This window comes from Dulcicalothrix desertica PCC 7102 (assembly GCF_003991905.1).
Taxonomy (GTDB): domain Bacteria; phylum Cyanobacteriota; class Cyanobacteriia; order Cyanobacteriales; family Nostocaceae; genus Dulcicalothrix; species Dulcicalothrix desertica.
This window is the reverse complement of the sequence record NZ_RSCL01000011.1, coordinates 293,713-309,658: the sequence shown is the minus strand read 5'-3', so window position 1 is coordinate 309,658 and position 15,946 is coordinate 293,713. Positions and strand designations below refer to the sequence as shown.

10 protein-coding genes are annotated in these 15,946 nt (G+C 40.7%); 6 read left to right on the top strand and 4 right to left on the bottom strand.

Annotated elements, in window-relative coordinates:
- Window positions 1-147: 147 nt before the first annotated feature.
- The 6 genes from DSM106972_RS23775 (at window position 148) to DSM106972_RS23750 (ending at window position 12,854) form a co-directional block, all read left to right on the top strand.
- A complete protein-coding gene (locus tag DSM106972_RS23775; RefSeq protein WP_127083018.1) occupies window positions 148-720 on the top strand; it encodes a single-stranded DNA-binding protein in 573 nt (190 codons plus the stop codon).
- 731 nt (window positions 721-1,451) lie between these two features.
- Entirely contained in the window at window positions 1,452-3,938 is a 2,487-nt protein-coding gene (locus tag DSM106972_RS23770; protein WP_127083017.1) for a beta strand repeat-containing protein, read from the top strand.
- A 134-nt stretch (window positions 3,939-4,072) separates the two neighbouring features.
- Window positions 4,073-4,645 carry a DUF11 domain-containing protein gene (locus DSM106972_RS23765; protein WP_127083016.1) on the top strand — a complete coding sequence of 191 codons (573 nt, stop codon included), beginning with the start codon at window positions 4,073-4,075 and terminating at the stop codon, window positions 4,643-4,645.
- 79 nt (window positions 4,646-4,724) lie between these two features.
- The gene (locus tag DSM106972_RS23760; protein ID WP_127083015.1) at window positions 4,725-6,185 is read left to right on the top strand and encodes a DUF11 domain-containing protein; all 1,461 of its coding nucleotides are present in this window, start codon (window positions 4,725-4,727) and stop codon (window positions 6,183-6,185) included.
- On the top strand, window positions 6,182-9,730 hold the full coding sequence (locus tag DSM106972_RS23755; RefSeq protein ID WP_186538608.1) for a TonB-dependent receptor: 3,549 nt from the start codon (window positions 6,182-6,184) through the stop codon (window positions 9,728-9,730). The genes DSM106972_RS23760 and DSM106972_RS23755 overlap by 4 nt, the downstream gene beginning before the upstream one ends.
- Window positions 9,714-12,854: a beta strand repeat-containing protein gene (locus DSM106972_RS23750; RefSeq protein ID WP_127083014.1), complete on the top strand. Its 3,141-nt coding sequence runs from the start codon at window positions 9,714-9,716 to the stop codon at window positions 12,852-12,854. Before DSM106972_RS23755 ends, DSM106972_RS23750 begins: the two co-directional genes overlap by 17 nt.
- Before the next feature lie 310 nt (window positions 12,855-13,164).
- Here the strand turns inward: DSM106972_RS23750 and DSM106972_RS51530 are convergent, their stop codons facing one another.
- The 4 genes from DSM106972_RS51530 to DSM106972_RS23740 all read right to left on the bottom strand — a co-directional run bounded on the left by DSM106972_RS51530 (window position 13,165) and on the right by DSM106972_RS23740 (window position 15,692).
- The gene (locus tag DSM106972_RS51530) at window positions 13,165-13,302 is read right to left on the bottom strand and encodes a hypothetical protein (RefSeq protein WP_158632874.1); all 138 of its coding nucleotides are present in this window, start codon (window positions 13,300-13,302) and stop codon (window positions 13,165-13,167) included.
- 349 nt (window positions 13,303-13,651) lie between these two features.
- Window positions 13,652-14,194: an FkbM family methyltransferase gene (locus tag DSM106972_RS23745; RefSeq protein WP_201800774.1), complete on the bottom strand. Its 543-nt coding sequence runs from the start codon at window positions 14,192-14,194 to the stop codon at window positions 13,652-13,654.
- A 6-nt stretch (window positions 14,195-14,200) separates the two neighbouring features.
- Entirely contained in the window at window positions 14,201-14,398 is a 198-nt protein-coding gene (locus tag DSM106972_RS52635) for a hypothetical protein (protein ID WP_201800770.1), read from the bottom strand.
- Window positions 14,399-14,423: 25 nt separating this feature from the next.
- Window positions 14,424-15,692 carry a glycosyltransferase gene (locus tag DSM106972_RS23740; protein WP_127083013.1) on the bottom strand — a complete coding sequence of 423 codons (1,269 nt, stop codon included), beginning with the start codon at window positions 15,690-15,692 and terminating at the stop codon, window positions 14,424-14,426.
- Between the last annotated feature and the right edge of the window lie 254 nt (window positions 15,693-15,946).

Below are 15,946 nucleotides of genomic sequence, written 5' to 3'. Positions count from 1 at the left end.
CGAGTATGCCAAGCATAGCAAATATGGAGTTGATTAAGAATTATTACAAATAAATTTAACAAAAATACAACGTGGTGCTAAAACTGCGTAGGTTGGGTGGAGGAACGGAACCCAACATTAACAAAATACTAACAAAGAGGAAAAAACATGAACAACTTTATCTTAATGGCAGAAATCATCAGTGAGCCTCAACTGCGTCACACACAAGACGGTTTGGAAATATCAGAGATGATGGTGCAGTTTCCTGCATCGAGACAAGATGACCCACCATCGATGTTGCGTGTAGTATCTTGGAGGGATTTAGCCAAAGAAGTTCACCAAAATTACCACCAAGGTGACCGCGTGCTTTTAGAAGGACGTTTGGGAATGAATACCATTGACCGTCCAGAGGGATTTAAGGAAAAACGCGCAGAGTTAACATTACAAAAGATACATTCACTCGATGGTTCGGCGCCTATGACTTCAGTTCCAGCAGTAGAGAAAACACCTGTTGCCACCAGTACTAAAACTAATAGCGCTCCAACAAATCGTCCACCAGCTACAAACAATTCTGCCAGTTACGATGAGGCGCCTGCAAGAACACCAGCAAAAACAAGAAGCAACGTCGGTGTAATGCCAGAGAACGCGAACGAATATGCAACGCAACCAGCCAAAAACTATGAACCAAGTACCTATCCAGCACAACAAGAAGTAGATGAAGACGATGAAATTCCGTTCTAACCGTTGTTTATAATAATTTTAATTGGAGACGCGATGTATCGGAAACGTTATACATCGCGTTTTTATATTATTGACATTTGTTTGCGTTGTAACTAATTACAGATGTAGTAATTTTAGGCTTGTCACAACTTTGTCACAGGTAGCACCCTATACTCAAAAAACAGTCAACGTATAGTGAGTCTATGCTTCTATGAACTGATTCATCAAAGTTAACCCCTGTTTGCGGTAGAAACGTTATGATATGGCGTTTCTACTTACCTAAACCAAAAAATACTGTTTGTAAGTGTTACTACCGTTACATTTGCTTGTAGTAAAAGCTTAAATTGATTAGTTGACTTTTGTACGTTCAAATTTATAAAGCTTTGATGAGAGATATAAGCAAATTTTGGGAATAATAAAAATGAGAGATAAATTCCTGCACAACCAGCACGAATTCAACTCGACTACATCATGACTAAGTTCATTTATAAAGATAACAATAACAGATAGTTAACCATAATTATGAGTAAAATGTTAGCTTAATATTTTTTGGTTAGTTGCCAAAAAACTTAGTTTTGATTCAACCCTCTATTTTATATATCAATCCTTACTAGAAAAATCCGGATACTAATTACCGAAAAAACCTGAGTTTATTGGTAATTCCACATAAATATTTTCAAGTTTGGCTAGTTGTACAACATCAGCCTCAATTTTGCATTGCATTTTTTCATTACTTATAGGCTGTTCTGAACATGGAAACTCGTAATAATAAACATTTTCATAAACTTTTAGCAGCTACTCTTGCAGTAACTAGTAGCTTGGGAATAATAACACCTGTACTTGCACAAACAGCAGCGGGTTCAGACATTAAAAACACTGCAACTGCCACTTTTACTGATGGTACAACAACCTATAACGCGACTTCTAACGAAGTTGTTATTAAAGTAGCAGAAGTTGCTGGTGTTACTGTCACAGCACAAACACCCAGTGCCACTACTCCTAATTCAAGCGATACTCTTTTTGTTGATTTCGTAATTACCAACACAGGTAACGACCCAACACAATTCTTTATCCCTGGTGTTGCAACTCTTTCCAATACAACTAAGTTTAGCCAGAATGGAGATATTCAGATTGTTGCAGTCAATGGTACTAACTTAGGAGCACCAGTTAATGTTTCTAATACAGGTGGTAACACGGGTACATTGCTAGGTGCAGCACAAGGTTCAATTGCACCTAACCCAGGTACTGGAACTACAGGTACAGTTACAATTCGCGTACCAATCAAAGTATTAACAAACGCGATTGCAGGAGATACTTTAACTGTTTCCTTGGGTAATACTAACACAGCGAATGCCCAAAACCAAGACCGTACAGGTAATGAAAACAATACGCTAGATATTTACACCGTAGACAATGCAGACAGTGTAGGTGGTGAAACGAACGCGACGGCGCCAATTAACGGAGTTCGCGAAGCAATGGCGACTACTAGCAGTTTAATTACCGTTAACGCTCGCCAGCAAGCGTTTGCAGCAATTTTAAAAGCTGTAGGTGATTACAAAAATAATAGTACACCTAACGTTTTAACTGACGACATTCTTACTTACGCATTAGCCTTAAAAGTCGAAAATCCAACACCACCAACAGGATTAGTGACATCAGACCTTTACGGTACCGAAATTACTGTAAATGAGACTGTGACACAAAATCGGGTATTGGTGTCAGATGTGATTCCCACAGGAATGCAGCTAAGTAATACAACAAATCCAACCGGACCTACAGGTTGGACTCCAGTTTATACGACTGATGACCCGCAAGCAAAAGAAGCTCATAAAGCAAAATGGTATACAGCCAAACCTACTGTTGGTACTATTACGCGGGTTGGTTTTATTTACGATGCCTCAACAACACCAATACCAAAAGGTACTACAGTTACTGGCTTTACTATTACTTTAAATCCACAATCAGGCTTCGCTGGCGGTCAGATTGTAAATATTGCTCAAGTCTTTGGTCAATCGCAACCCGGAGCAGTAGTACCAGGTACAGCAACTCAACTAGTTTACGATGAATCTGGTGACCAAACATCTAACAACAATTTAAACGGTACTAACCCAGACCCAAATACAGCAGGTGGCGCCACAACTCAAAACGGTGGTATTAGCGATGGCGTACCCAATCCTAATGCTGATGGTACTGACCCTGGTAAAGGTAATGACCCAACCGCAAATAACACTAACCAAGGTCAAGATACAGGTGCAAATGTGGGGACAAAACCAGGTGGTGGTGAAGTCACTGTATTTACAATCGCTGCTACTCCACTCAACGGTCCCAACGGTCAACCAGGAGCGACTGGACCGACTAGTAATAATGACGACTTTACAAATAAATCAGTAGTTGTACCTGCGGGTACTTCACCCTCTGTAAGCATTGACCCAGATGCCATCACATTCGACAACACTGTACAAAACACTAGCGGCAGTCAACAAGTCATTTCTTTATTACCAACTTCGCCTGGCACTGCGATTGACTTAATTGACAATGCAAAGGTGACAATTACAGCAGGTGGTCAAACAGCTGTATATACTTATACTTCTGGTGGTGGATTTGTTTTTGTTCCGGCTGAAAGTACTGGTACGACAGCGACTAGCCCCGTGAAGGTGACGGTTGCGGCTTCCGGTACAGCAAATTACAGCGTGACAGTCGATTTACCAAGTTCACCACAATTAAAAGGATACCCAGTACCAATTACTGCATTTGTAGATACTGCTAACGATGGTTCACCAACAGGCGACCCCAGCAATATTACTATCGACCGATTGTATACAAACTACCTCAGTTTGTTGAAAGAAGCGCGAATTTTAGAAGCTAATGGAACAACAGAAGTAGTAGGCTTCACAACCAACCAAACAGCTCTAGCTGGTGTTGCTACACCCGGTCGCATTATTGAATACCGCATTACCTACAGAAATATTTCGACTACAGGTGGTACTGGCAGCGTAAGTTTACCTGCAAATAACTTGGTGATTACAGAAAACGGTACCGCAAATGGGAATACTTGGTTTAGCACAACTATTGATTCCAAATATCCATCACCAGCAATTGGTTCAGCAGTTGGTACTAGTATTACTGTAACCACAGGCGCCAATGGTGCTATTACGGATATTAACGAATATAAAGATACAGTTTCGACTGTTACTCCAGGTGGTACAGGCACCCTTACCTTCCAACGCAAGATTAAGTAATCAAATTGGGAACAATAAGTAAAGAACAAGTAAAGAACCTCTCCCTTAATCGCTCTCCTAGTAGGAGAGCGGAGTTAGGAGGGGAATGAGAGGAAAAGCAGGTTTTTTTGGAATTCAATTAAAAGAGGAGATTAATGATGAAAAAACGTTTATTTGCTGCTGGTTTTGCTGTTGTGACTGCTGCGTTAACTGTAATTCCTGTTGGAGACAAACCTGCTATTGCTCAATTAATTGATGCAGGTTCGACGCTAGCGCAAAATGTATTACAACAGCCCAAGATAAATTTAAATTTGGTGGCTGATATACAACAGCGCCAAAAAAGTGCCCAAGGTAAAGAAACTATTAGCTGGAAAACTCTTGATTCTAAAACAGTTGTTAAACCTGGAGATGTAGTTCGTTTTACACTTACAGGAAAGAATGAAGGTACTCGTGCTGCGAAAAAGATGGCTTTTACCCAACCAATTTCACGCGGTTTAACGTATCAATTAAACTCTGCTATACCTGTTAAAGGCGCCAATGTTACCTATAGCATTGACCAAGGTAAGACTTTTGTTGCTAATCCGACTGTGAAAGTGACTTTAGCTAACGGCAAAGTCGAAGAACGTCCTGCTCCTGCTGAAGCATATACACACGTCCGTTGGAATTTTAGCCAAGAATTAGAGCCATCGACTTCTGTTCAAACTGGATATCTAACAAAGGTACGCTAAGGTGAGCAACAAGATACCAGGTTTCTTGAAGAAACCTGGTATCTAAGCACCAAAATAGGCTTTTATCAGGTTATCTTTCATGTCAATAATAAATCGATGTCGTTTAATTTCGGCAGCTTTTATAATCACATATATAGTTGCAACTCCTGCGAGAGCAGGTGTTATTCAAAATACCGCTACATATAAATTTAAAACCCCAACTGGAGAAGAAATTTCTGCGGAAACTAACCAACTTAAACAAGAACTTGTTGACCCATTTGGACGAATTCGCGGATGCGGTGGCGAAGTTTTACCAGATTACGCTGGATTTAGTGTTGGATTGTATGAAGCAGGCGCCAATGATACGTTAAATGGTTTAGTATCATTAACTAGAACTGGAGCAGGAACTAATTTTACAGGTTTGCTACCGAATATTCAAAACGCTAATCCTTATTTTTTGGCAAACGAAGAACCGAAAGGAGCTTTCAATTATTTGCTTAATCGCAATAACGGACAGCTTGACATTGGTAGACGCTATATATTAGTAGTAAATCCACCACCAGGAGCAAGAGGTTTTAGCCAGCGCCAAATTAGGATTATCATTACCGCACGCGATGATGTTGCTAAAACTGTTTCTTATACGGCAACTGCACTTGATGGTAAAGGTATTAGTCAAGATGGTGACCCAGCATCTTTTAGTACAACTGTTGCAATTCAAGATGGTACAACAACAGGTTTAGTGCTTTCAGCTATTAGTTTGCTTGACCGTCCAATATGCGTTGGTGTTACACAACCAATTCAAATTGTTAAAACCGCAGATAGAGCTGCTGCGGAACCAGGTGATACAGTAATTTATCGTCTTTTAGTAAGAAATTTAAATAATGTCCCAAGCAGACAAGTCTCAGTTACAGATGTGTTGCCCACCGGATTTAGGTTTGTGGCAAATTCCGCACGTGCTGAGTTAAACGGTCAGTCTATAACAGTCGATACTAATAATCAGGGTTCTAATCTTACTTTTAATTTAAACCAAACTATCCCACCCGAAGGTTCTATAAATCTTGTTTATGCAGTGAAAATTACCCCCGATGCTGTACGTGGTTCGGGTGAAAATTTAGCCAGTGTTACCGCGCGGCGCCAAGATAATAATGCTGAGTTAAAAGATGGGCCTTCTCGCTATCGTTTACGAATCCGCAATGGTATTATTTCTGACTGCGGTACGCTGATTGGTCGGGTGTTTTATGATAAAAACTTTGACGGTGAGCAGCAAACTGGAGAGCCAGGTATACCTAATGCTGTAGTAATTCTTGATGATGGCAACCGTATTACTACTGATGTAAAAGGGTTATTCTCGGTGGCGAATGTGATTTCTGGTAGTCGTACTGGCGTATTGGATTTAACAAGTGTGCCCGGTTATGACATAGCGCGCAATCGCAAGTTTAAGGAGCGCAGGAGCCAATCTCGCTTGGTGCGCTTAGAACCAGGTGGTTTGGCACGGATGAATTTTGGTGTGACCCCTGTTGAGGAAATAGGTGATAAGTCAAGCAAGGAGGTGCAACCATGAGTTTCAGATGTGTAAAACCTGTTTTCTGGTTTTTGGTGCAGTTGGCTTGTGTTGGTTTAATTACTGGTGTGGCACGTGCTGAAGGTGTTGCACAGGTTGAGCGTAGTGAGGATGTTTTTAATTTAACCGCAAAGGACGCAAAGGACGCAAAGGAAGAAAAGAAAGGCGTAACTCCTAACTCCTCACTCAGCACTCAGCACTCAGCACTCAGCACTCCTCTAACTATTCTCGAACCGGCGCCTCAAACTGTTTTGGATGTGCCAGCAACGGCGTTTACTTTACAGTTTCCTAAAGGTGCAACTGTAGAATTACGAGTTAATGGTGTACTTGTTGATTCTAAATCAATTGGTCGAACTGAAACTAATAGTAAGACGAATACTGTTACCCAAACTTGGTATGGGGTATCTTTGCAGGAAGGGGAAAATACTATCACCGCCAAAACTTCTGTTAATGGGGTGGAGGGTGAATCTGCATCGATGAAAGTGACTGTTCGAGGTACGGTACAAAGCATTACTTTAAGAACCTTAGAAACTCGTATTCCTGCGAATGGACGTTCGATGGCAACTGTTGAGGGACAATTACTCGATGCGAGTGGTAATCGTTCTAATAGAGATGCTATTGTTACTTTGAGTGCGACCGCAGGTGAGTTTGTTGGTGAAGATGCTAGTGAAGAACAGCCAGGTTTCCAGGTTAAAGCCACTCAAGGACAGTTTCGAGCTTCTTTACGCTCGACTTTACAAGCGCAAACTATTCGTATTCAAGCAAAGTTGGGTGAAGTTGATGCTTTTACTCAGTTAGTTTTGGAGACAGATTTGCGTTCTTCGTTGGTGACAGGAACTATTGATTTACGTTTTGGAAAACGCGGAACTGATTTTTATGGCAGTTTCCGTGATTTTTTACCACCTGATAAAGATTATGATTATCAGTTTGATGGACGCGCTTCTGTGTTTGCTACTGGTGATGTTGGTGGTTGGTTGTTTACGGGTGCATATAACAGTAGCCGCAATTTGAATGAAACTTGTGATAGCACTACTCGTTTATTCCGAGATTTGCAATTTTGCGAAAAAGCTTATCCTGTTTATGGTGATAGTTCTACTTCTGAGATATTAACTCCTTCTAGTGATAGTGTTTATGCAAAATTAGAGCGAACTTCACCCAGTGGTTTGGGTGGTGTGGATTCGTTCCTTTGGGGTGATTATAAAACCGAGGAGTTTTCAACTCGTTCCCAGGAATTTACAGCTACTAATCGCACACTCCACGGTTTCAAAGCTAATTATAATTTTGGCAATCTTCAAGCAACTGCTATTTACGGAAATAATTTGCAAGGTTTCCAACGCGATACAATTCCTCCTGATGGTACGAGTGGTTTTTACTTCCTTTCTCGTCGTGTGTTGGTTGAGGGTAGTGAAAATGTGTTTATTGAGTTGGAAGAATTGAATCGTCCTGGTACTGTATTAGCACGGAAACAGTTAAATCGTGGCGCCGATTACGAAATTGATTATGACAGAGGTACTTTACTTTTCCGTCAACCTTTACTACGAACAGATGTAGATGACAAAGGACAGGTGTTAGTACGACGAATTGTTACCACTTACCAATATGAAAGTATTGGAGGAGATTCGAGCAATCTCTATGCTGGCAGACTTAAGTATCATCTTAACCGCAGTGCAGGACTAGAAAGTTGGATTGGTGGTAGTTATTTATATCAAAATCAAGGTGTTCGCGACTTTGAACTTTACGGTGCAGATGCGCTAATTTCTCTAAATTCAACAACAAACTTGATTGCTGAGTATGCTCATTCCCGTAATAACTCGGATATTGTTGGTGAAGTTGGTGGTTCTGCTTACCGCTTTGAAGCTAACTCCGAAATTTTAGGAGGAGTATTAGGACGTGCTTATTATCGTAAAGCTGATACAGGTTTTGCAAATGATTCTACCATCAGCTTTGTACCGGGACAAACTCGTTACGGCGCCCAATTAAGTGGGAATGTTTCAGATAGTACTCGTTTCCGTGTGCAATACGACCACGAAGATAACGAAGGAACAGCACCTCGTCCCATAGACACTTTACAAGATTTATTTAGACCTCTGAATACTCCTATACCTGGCGCCAAAGTAGATAACTCTTTGACAACAATATCAGCAGGAATTCAGCAGCAAATAGGTAAAGCATCAGTAGACGTAGACTTACTTTACCGTGATAGGACAGATAGACTAATTCCAGAAGCAAGCGGAACATCACAACAACTACGTTCTCGCTTTACTCTTCCCATTGCTGACAAACTCACATTTCTTGCCCAAAATGAATTAACGTTATCTGATGATACAGATGCAGTTTACCCAGACCGTACATTATTAGGTTTAAACTGGGCAGTGGTTCCAGGAATTAATCTCCGATTAGGACAACAATATTATACTCGCGGACAATTTTCTGGACAGTCTATCACGACTTTTGATGTAGATGGAGAATATAAAATTGGTTCTGACACAAGTTTAACTGGACGTTATGGTATTCTTAACGGCGCCAATGGCATGACTGTACAAGGAGCAATAGGTTTAAATCAACGTTGGGTTATTTCTCCTGGATTAAAGTTAGATTTAGCATACGAGCATGTATTCGGTAGCTTCCAGGGAATAACAGGTGCTGGTGTTCAATTTGCACAACCTTTTGCAGTAGGGCAAAGTGCCTCATCGTTAGGATTTAATGGTGGCGATAGCTACAGTGCTGGATTAGAATATAACGATGGCAAAAACTTCCAAGCTAGTGCGCGTTATCAGCATCGCAGTTCTTCTGGTGGTAATAACACCGTAATTTCCGCAGGTGCAATCGGTAAAATATCACCCGCATTAACGGCATTAGTTAGGTATCAGCAAGCAGGTTCATCGAACTTAAAACTTTCGGGAATCGCTGATACTGCTAATTTAAGAATTGGTTTAGCCTTCCGTGAACCCGATAACGATAAATTTAATGCTCTACTACGTTACGAATACCGTCAAAATCCGTCAACAATTCCCGACACCATTTTACTTGGTAGTGGTACTGGTTCAGAAGACCATACTTTTGCTGGGGAAGCAATATATGCACCAAACTGGCAATGGGAATTTTACGGTAAGTACGCATTACGTAACAGTACCTCTTACTTAGCAAACGATTTGGTAGGTACAAGTACAGTTAACCTTGCTCAACTTCGTGCCACATATCGTTTAGGATACAGTACTGACTTAGTAGGAGAAATGCGCTGGATTAATCAGGGAAGCTTCTCTGAAACAGGATTTGTTGCCGAACTAGGTTATTACCTCAGTCCTAATTTAAGACTTGCAGGAGGTTATGTATTTGGTCGAGTCGATGACCGTGACTTTTCTGGTACCCGTTCTGCTGATGGGCCGTATCTTGGTTTAACACTGAAATTAAACGAATTATTTGATGGTTTTGGGTTACAAAAACCCCTACCCCAAAAAGTTGAAACCCAAACTACCACATCTGTTCCCACTAACCCATTAATGTCCCGATTGTCTGAGGTGCTAAAACATGAAAAGTCTAACTAACTTAATTATGCGTCGTCAAAAGCGCCTGCTCCGGACAATTGGTACAACAATTGCCACAACAACCTTACTCACATCACAATCATTATGGTTGTTGAACAAGCCAGTCTTTGCCGATAAAGTTGATGGTAGTGGCGCCCCAATCTGCGCTATACCAGGCAAAGATGGTAATATCACAGCAACTACTCAGCTTAATACTTATTATATTGGGGCTGGTAGTAATGTTGCGGCAGGTTCAACCAGTGTTAGTGTTGGTGCTGGAACCGGAGCATCTGGAATTCAAAAAGGTGACTTATTGCTAATCATCCAAATGCAGGGTGCAGATATTGATTCCACAAATACCAATTCCTATGGTGATGGTAGTGCTACTAACAACCCGAATCAAGGAGCAATAAACTATCCTGCGAATGGTGTAGTTAACGGAAATTTAACCACAAACTTTACTGCTGGAAACTTTGAGTATGCTGTTGCCGCTAGTGATGTTGGTTTGAGCGGTGGTACAATTACTCTGACTTCTCCGCTTGTCAATAGCTACGGTAATAGCGATTTTGCGACTCAAGGACAAAAACGTTATCAAGTGATTCGAGTTCCTCAGTATAATAATTTAGATGTTACTGGTACAATCATTGCTACACCTTGGAATGGCCAGACAGGTGGTATAGTTGCCGTTGATGTCGCCGGAAAACTAACTTTTAATGGCGGACAAATTAACGCTAATGGTCTGGGCTTTAGAGGTGGTGCTGGTCGCAAGCTGTCAGTAGCTACTGGTGGGAGTAACACAGATATAGTCACACTTTCAAGCTTCAACGCCAACGGTTCCAAAGCAGAAGGAATCGCAGGTACACCAAGATATTTATATGATCCAACTAGAACCATACCTCTAGATACAACAGTAGAAGGTTATCCTGGTGGTAGTTACGGACGTGGTGCGCCAGGAAATGCTGGTGGTGGTGGTACAGATGGAAACCCTTCAAATAACGAAGAAAACGCTGGTGGTGGTGGTGGTAGTAATGGGGGTCTAGGTGGTAAAGGTGGTAAAACTTGGAGATCTGCATTGCCTTTTGGTGGAGATGGTGGTGCTGTTTTCCCTGCTTCTGCTCGCCGCTTGGTTTTAGGTGGAGGTGGAGGTGCTGGTAGTAATAACAACGGTACTGGAACTCCAGGTAATGGTTACGCCAGTAGCGGCGCCCCTGGTGGTGGTATTGTGATGGTGCGTGCAGGTACAATTGCAGGTACGGGTACGATTAACGCTGACGGTGCAACTCCAAGTATGCTTCCTGCCAATGATGGTAGTGGTGGTGGTGGTGCGGGTGGTAGCGTTTTAGTAATTTCACAAAATAGTACTATACCTGGTGGTATTACCATTAACGCTTCGGGTGGTAAAGGTGGTACTAACACAGGTGGCGGTTCTCCTCACGGGCCTGGTGGTGGTGGTGGTGGTGGTGCAGTATACATTAGCCCTAACACCGCAACAATTAACTTGAGTGGTGGTCAACCTGGAACTACAAATAACGAAGCTACTAACTTTGGTGGTGCAACAGCAGGTTCTGGTGTGATTGGACCAGTCCCTACAACACCCACAGATGCTACCACTAGTATCTCTGGCGCCGGTTGTTTAATTGAGGCAGCAAAAACCACTTCAACGCCTAATCCAATGGCGGCGCCAGGTACAGCAACTTATACTATTACAGTTTCTAATCCTAGTGGAAGTAATCGTCCAGAAGCTCGTGAAGTAGTAATTATTGATGATTCTCTACCTGCGGGATTTACGCATACAGCCGTACCGATTACACCAGTATATACAGGAGGCGCCAGCGGACCCACTACTGTCACTAGTACCGGAACAGCATCCAAACCTGAGTGGAAAGACTTTACAATTCCCCCAGGAGGCAGTGTTTCTATTACCTTTAATGCGGATATTGCCAATGGTACTGCACCTGGAAAGTACAACAACAGTGTTTTGGCTAGTGCTAAATATGTTAACCCAAGCGCTGGGGTTACAACTGTACCCAATACTGCTGTTACAGTATCTACCACTTACGATGGGACTGTTCCTGCTAACACAGGAGAAGACGTTACTATTATTCCATCAAGTACTTTAACGGCTGACAAAACTGTAGCCTTGGTAGTAGACAGTGATAAATCTGGTGGTACTACCCCTCTACAAAATCAAGTCCCAACTCCAGGGGATATTCTCGAATACACAGTTGTCGTTAAAAATACTAGTACTACAATATCAAGAAATAATGTCGTCCTCAAAGATACAATTCCTCCAAATACAACTTATGTCTCTGGCACATTAGAAATTTCTGCTGGCGCCAATGACGGAGCCAAAAGCGACACATCAGCAAACGACCAAGCAGAATTTGCAGGTTCCCAAGTAGTATTTAGATTAGGAACAGGAGCAAGTAGTACTACAGGTGGGACTTTAGGTACTACAGCAGCAGACAGCACCAGTACGATTAAATTCCGTGTCAAAGTAAATGACCCATTAGCAAATGGTGTAACAACAGTATCCAACCAGGCAGTAATTTCTAGCGATGGTGTTGGGGATATTAAAAGTGATGACCCAGTTACACCCACAGTTAGTGACCCAACAATTAGTAAAATTGCCCCTCGTGTACGTTTGGTGAAACGAATTACAGGTGTTAAAAAGTTTGGAAGTGCAACAGTAGCCTCTATTGGTGGTTACAACGATTTAGCCGCAGATGTCAATGATGATACTACTGTTGGCTGGACTCCCGCTGCAAATACTTACTTGTTAGGAGCCATTACGGGTAATCAAATTCCTGTAAATCCTGGGGTACCTGCTCCTAAAGATGAAGTTGAATATACAATTTACTTCCTCGTTGATGGTGGAATTCCTGCACAAAGTCTTAGCTTCTGCGACTTTGTACCCGCAAACCAGACCTATGTTTCTGGCACAATGCAACTAAATTTGAATGGAGGGGCAACAAATTCAATCACAGACAATCCACCTTCGGCAGGCGAATCTGGATTTTATACCGTAACTTTCCCTGCAGCATGTTCAGGTACAAATAATAATCGCGGCGCCGCTTATTTCCAAGTTGGAAACTCGAATTCTGGTTCTTATGGCTTCATTCGCTTCCGCGCGACAATTGATTAATTATTTTCCTACATCTCAAACCAAACTTATACCTCTGACTTATCACAATCAGAGATCTTTTTTATAATAAATTAATTATATTCTGGATAGCCACTTTTATTTGTACTACAAAAAGAGCGGGCAAGGGTGCCCACCCCACAAGAGAAATTTGGATATTGGCTCTTCCGTACAAAGCGCGTGCTAAATTATTGAATCAGGAGCTTGAAATTCTTACTAGGCTTTTATTGCAGCCATTTTGGACTCCAAGGAAAGTATTCTAACTAAAATGCACGACTATAAGCGCCGCGTTTGCCTTGATTTTAAAGGAAAGTTACCGACTGCGATTAAAATTTAGCACGTTAATTCCGGAAGAACCAAAAGTATTACCCCAACTATCCTTTGTGGCGCCAACAAGAGCGTTTTCTAGTTCGATGACTCGTTCTTGTAACCGTTGGTTTTCTACATTCAAAGTAGGCGCGGATGAGTACTGAGGTGCGTTAATTCTGATGAAGCAACATCCCATACTTATTTTTTATTGGTTACAATTGAAAGTACTAGATTTTCTGTGTGAGCATTCAGAGCGCTGCAAAGTGCTTACAGCAAGCTGGCGGCTTATCGCTTCAAAAATTCTAACCAGTAATTATCTCTAGCATCAAACGATGCCTGTTTAGGTATCTAAATATTTAAGTATTTACTATCATGCCCGGTAGCATAACCGTAATAAAAACCTTTTAGAGACGTTACATGTAACGTCTCTACATTATGGGTAATCTCATTAAACGCTCATTTAAATAAAAGTATAGTTATAGCGATAGCATTTAAGTGCGTACAGCATATAAGTTGAAAGTTTTAAGAGTATCAGGCATTAAACTATTCTTTTCAATTGTAATATTAAAGTCTTGATTTTTAAGAAGTGATTCTATTTTATCTATTCTACCATCAATGTCATGCACTTCAGCAACTATTTGTTTAATTTTATTCCAATCATGTGGAATAATGCCTTGCAAAACTTTATATTCTTCACCTTCAACATCTATTTTTAACAAATCTATAGTATTAATTTCTAATTCATTAATTACAGAAGATAAGGTTCGAAGTGTACCAGTAACTTCCTGGTTTTGAAAAAGGTACTCCACCATGTCATTGCTTAGAGTCTGATTCATTATCTCCCGTTGTTCTAATTTTTCTGAAGGCTTTGTTGTTGAGTTTCCAGCCATATTGGGATAAAATGTAAAAGATTGTGCAGAAATATTTGATGAACTTAAACCATAATTAAATAAATATGTGTTAGGAATCAAATGCAAGTCAACATTTGCTTTTAATACTTTAAATATTAGATTAATAGGTTCAAAAGCAAATATTTTAACTTATTTTTGTAAGTTTTTCAAAAATAAGGTAAATAATCCAATATTTGCTCCAACATCAAAAATACAGTCTCCTTCATTGATGCAAATACCATGCCTAAGATATTGTTGCTCTGTAAATATTTCTGAAAATATATATTCTGTTTCCTCTTTTCCAAGATAGTAGCATTCCAAGTTATTTGGCAAAGTCATTTTATTCATGTTTATTTTATAATCTCCAATATACTTAAGAAATTACAGGTTTGCCTGTAACTACTGCCTTTTCAATGATATCAACGGCTCGATTAACTCCCCCAGCATGGCGAATGCAAGATTGTAACTTAAGCGCATTCTGTTTATAAGAATTTTCCATCAACACATGAAGGAGTGCAGTTCGCAATTTGGATACTGTAACATTTTTTATGGGTAAGGCTTCCCCGCATCCAGCCCAAACCACGCGCGCTGCTACCCCTGGCTGGTCATTAACACTAGGAATTACCACCATTGGCACTCCATTGTTCAGGCATTCTAAAGTACTATTCAACCCCCCGTGGGTTATGCTTATAGCAGATTTTTGCAGTAATTCCAACTGAGGAGCATATTCTACAACTAAAGGTGAGCCAGCAAGTTTTGGAAGAGATTCGGGTTTTGCAGAACCACCCAAAGAGATTACCAACTGAGCATCCAATTCAACACTTGCTTCAGCAATCTTTTTAAAAATAGTAAGGCGATTAAGGATAGTTCCCATCGAAGCGTAAATTAACGGTTGTCCAGTTAACTTTTCATAAGGAAAACCAGGAACTTCTCGACCAACTGTACTATGATAAGGTCCTGTAAAATGGAACCACTGAGGCAATTGTTCTCTGGGAAATTCTAACAAAGCAGGCTGTTGACTGATTTGAGCTAATTGGGAATAAGATTCATTCCGGTTAGAGTGCCTAGGCAACTTCCATTCTTGACGATACTCGTCAATTACTTGTTTAATTGGTTTGCCGATGCGCTCTAATGCCTGATAACCAACTCGATTACGCAGGCGCCCCCACCAAGTTGGATTATAGTTCCAGTTTGTAAAATGAGGTGGGACACTCTCATCACGATTTAGTACCACGGCACTACAAATGGTAATGAAGGGAATGCCCAGATAATCTGCAACAGTTCCTCCCTCTCGTGAAACCTGATCCACCAATAATGCTTCCACACCTGCTGCTTTTATGACCTTTGGGGCATCTCGTAATAAACCAGCCGCATTATTTGCAAGAAGATGAATAGTATATTGCAATGCCTCGCGACCAGTGAGTTTACCTAATTGAGCTAATGCTTCCGCAGCTGATCCCAAAGGAGACTCAGATTCTCCAATTGCTTTAAATTCTAATCCAGTCGCTAGTGTTTTAGATTCTACATCCAGCCTTCCTATTAAAGTAACTCGATGACCGCGCTGTTGAAGTTCTTTCCCCAACGGAAGCATTGTGTTAAGATGACCTGTTGATGTGGGACAGATGAGACCAAAATGAGTCATAAGCGTTTTAGGCTACAAAACTAAACTACTTTTAAATTGAAATTTCAATAGGTAATATTTAACATTATCTATTGAACAATCTCACAAAAAACTATACTAAAGTTAAGTTTTTGACTTTTGACAATGAAGAAATGTAAATAAATAGATGAGCGATGACATTATTTTATTTAGCACCTCCACGCAAATTATTTTTAGACAGATTGCTATTAAAATTGTAAATATTTATTGAAAACAACTGAACTTTAGTTTAGTTA

Excerpts from the sequence above, each read along its gene's own strand:
- DSM106972_RS23740 (WP_127083013.1), bottom strand. The coding sequence starts at position 15,692 with ATGACTCATTTTGGTCTCATCTGTCCCACATCAACAGGTCATCTTAAC.
- DSM106972_RS23750 (WP_127083014.1), top strand. The coding sequence starts at position 9,714 with ATGAAAAGTCTAACTAACTTAATTATGCGTCGTCAAAAGCGCCTGCTC.
- DSM106972_RS23760 (WP_127083015.1), top strand. The coding sequence starts at position 4,725 with ATGTCAATAATAAATCGATGTCGTTTAATTTCGGCAGCTTTTATAATC.
- DSM106972_RS23755 (WP_186538608.1), top strand. The coding sequence starts at position 6,182 with ATGAGTTTCAGATGTGTAAAACCTGTTTTCTGGTTTTTGGTGCAGTTG.
- DSM106972_RS23775 (WP_127083018.1), top strand. The coding sequence starts at position 148 with ATGAACAACTTTATCTTAATGGCAGAAATCATCAGTGAGCCTCAACTG.
- DSM106972_RS23770 (WP_127083017.1), top strand. The coding sequence starts at position 1,452 with ATGGAAACTCGTAATAATAAACATTTTCATAAACTTTTAGCAGCTACT.
- DSM106972_RS23765 (WP_127083016.1), top strand. The coding sequence starts at position 4,073 with ATGATGAAAAAACGTTTATTTGCTGCTGGTTTTGCTGTTGTGACTGCT.
- DSM106972_RS52635 (WP_201800770.1), bottom strand. The coding sequence starts at position 14,398 with ATGAATAAAATGACTTTGCCAAATAACTTGGAATGCTACTATCTTGGA.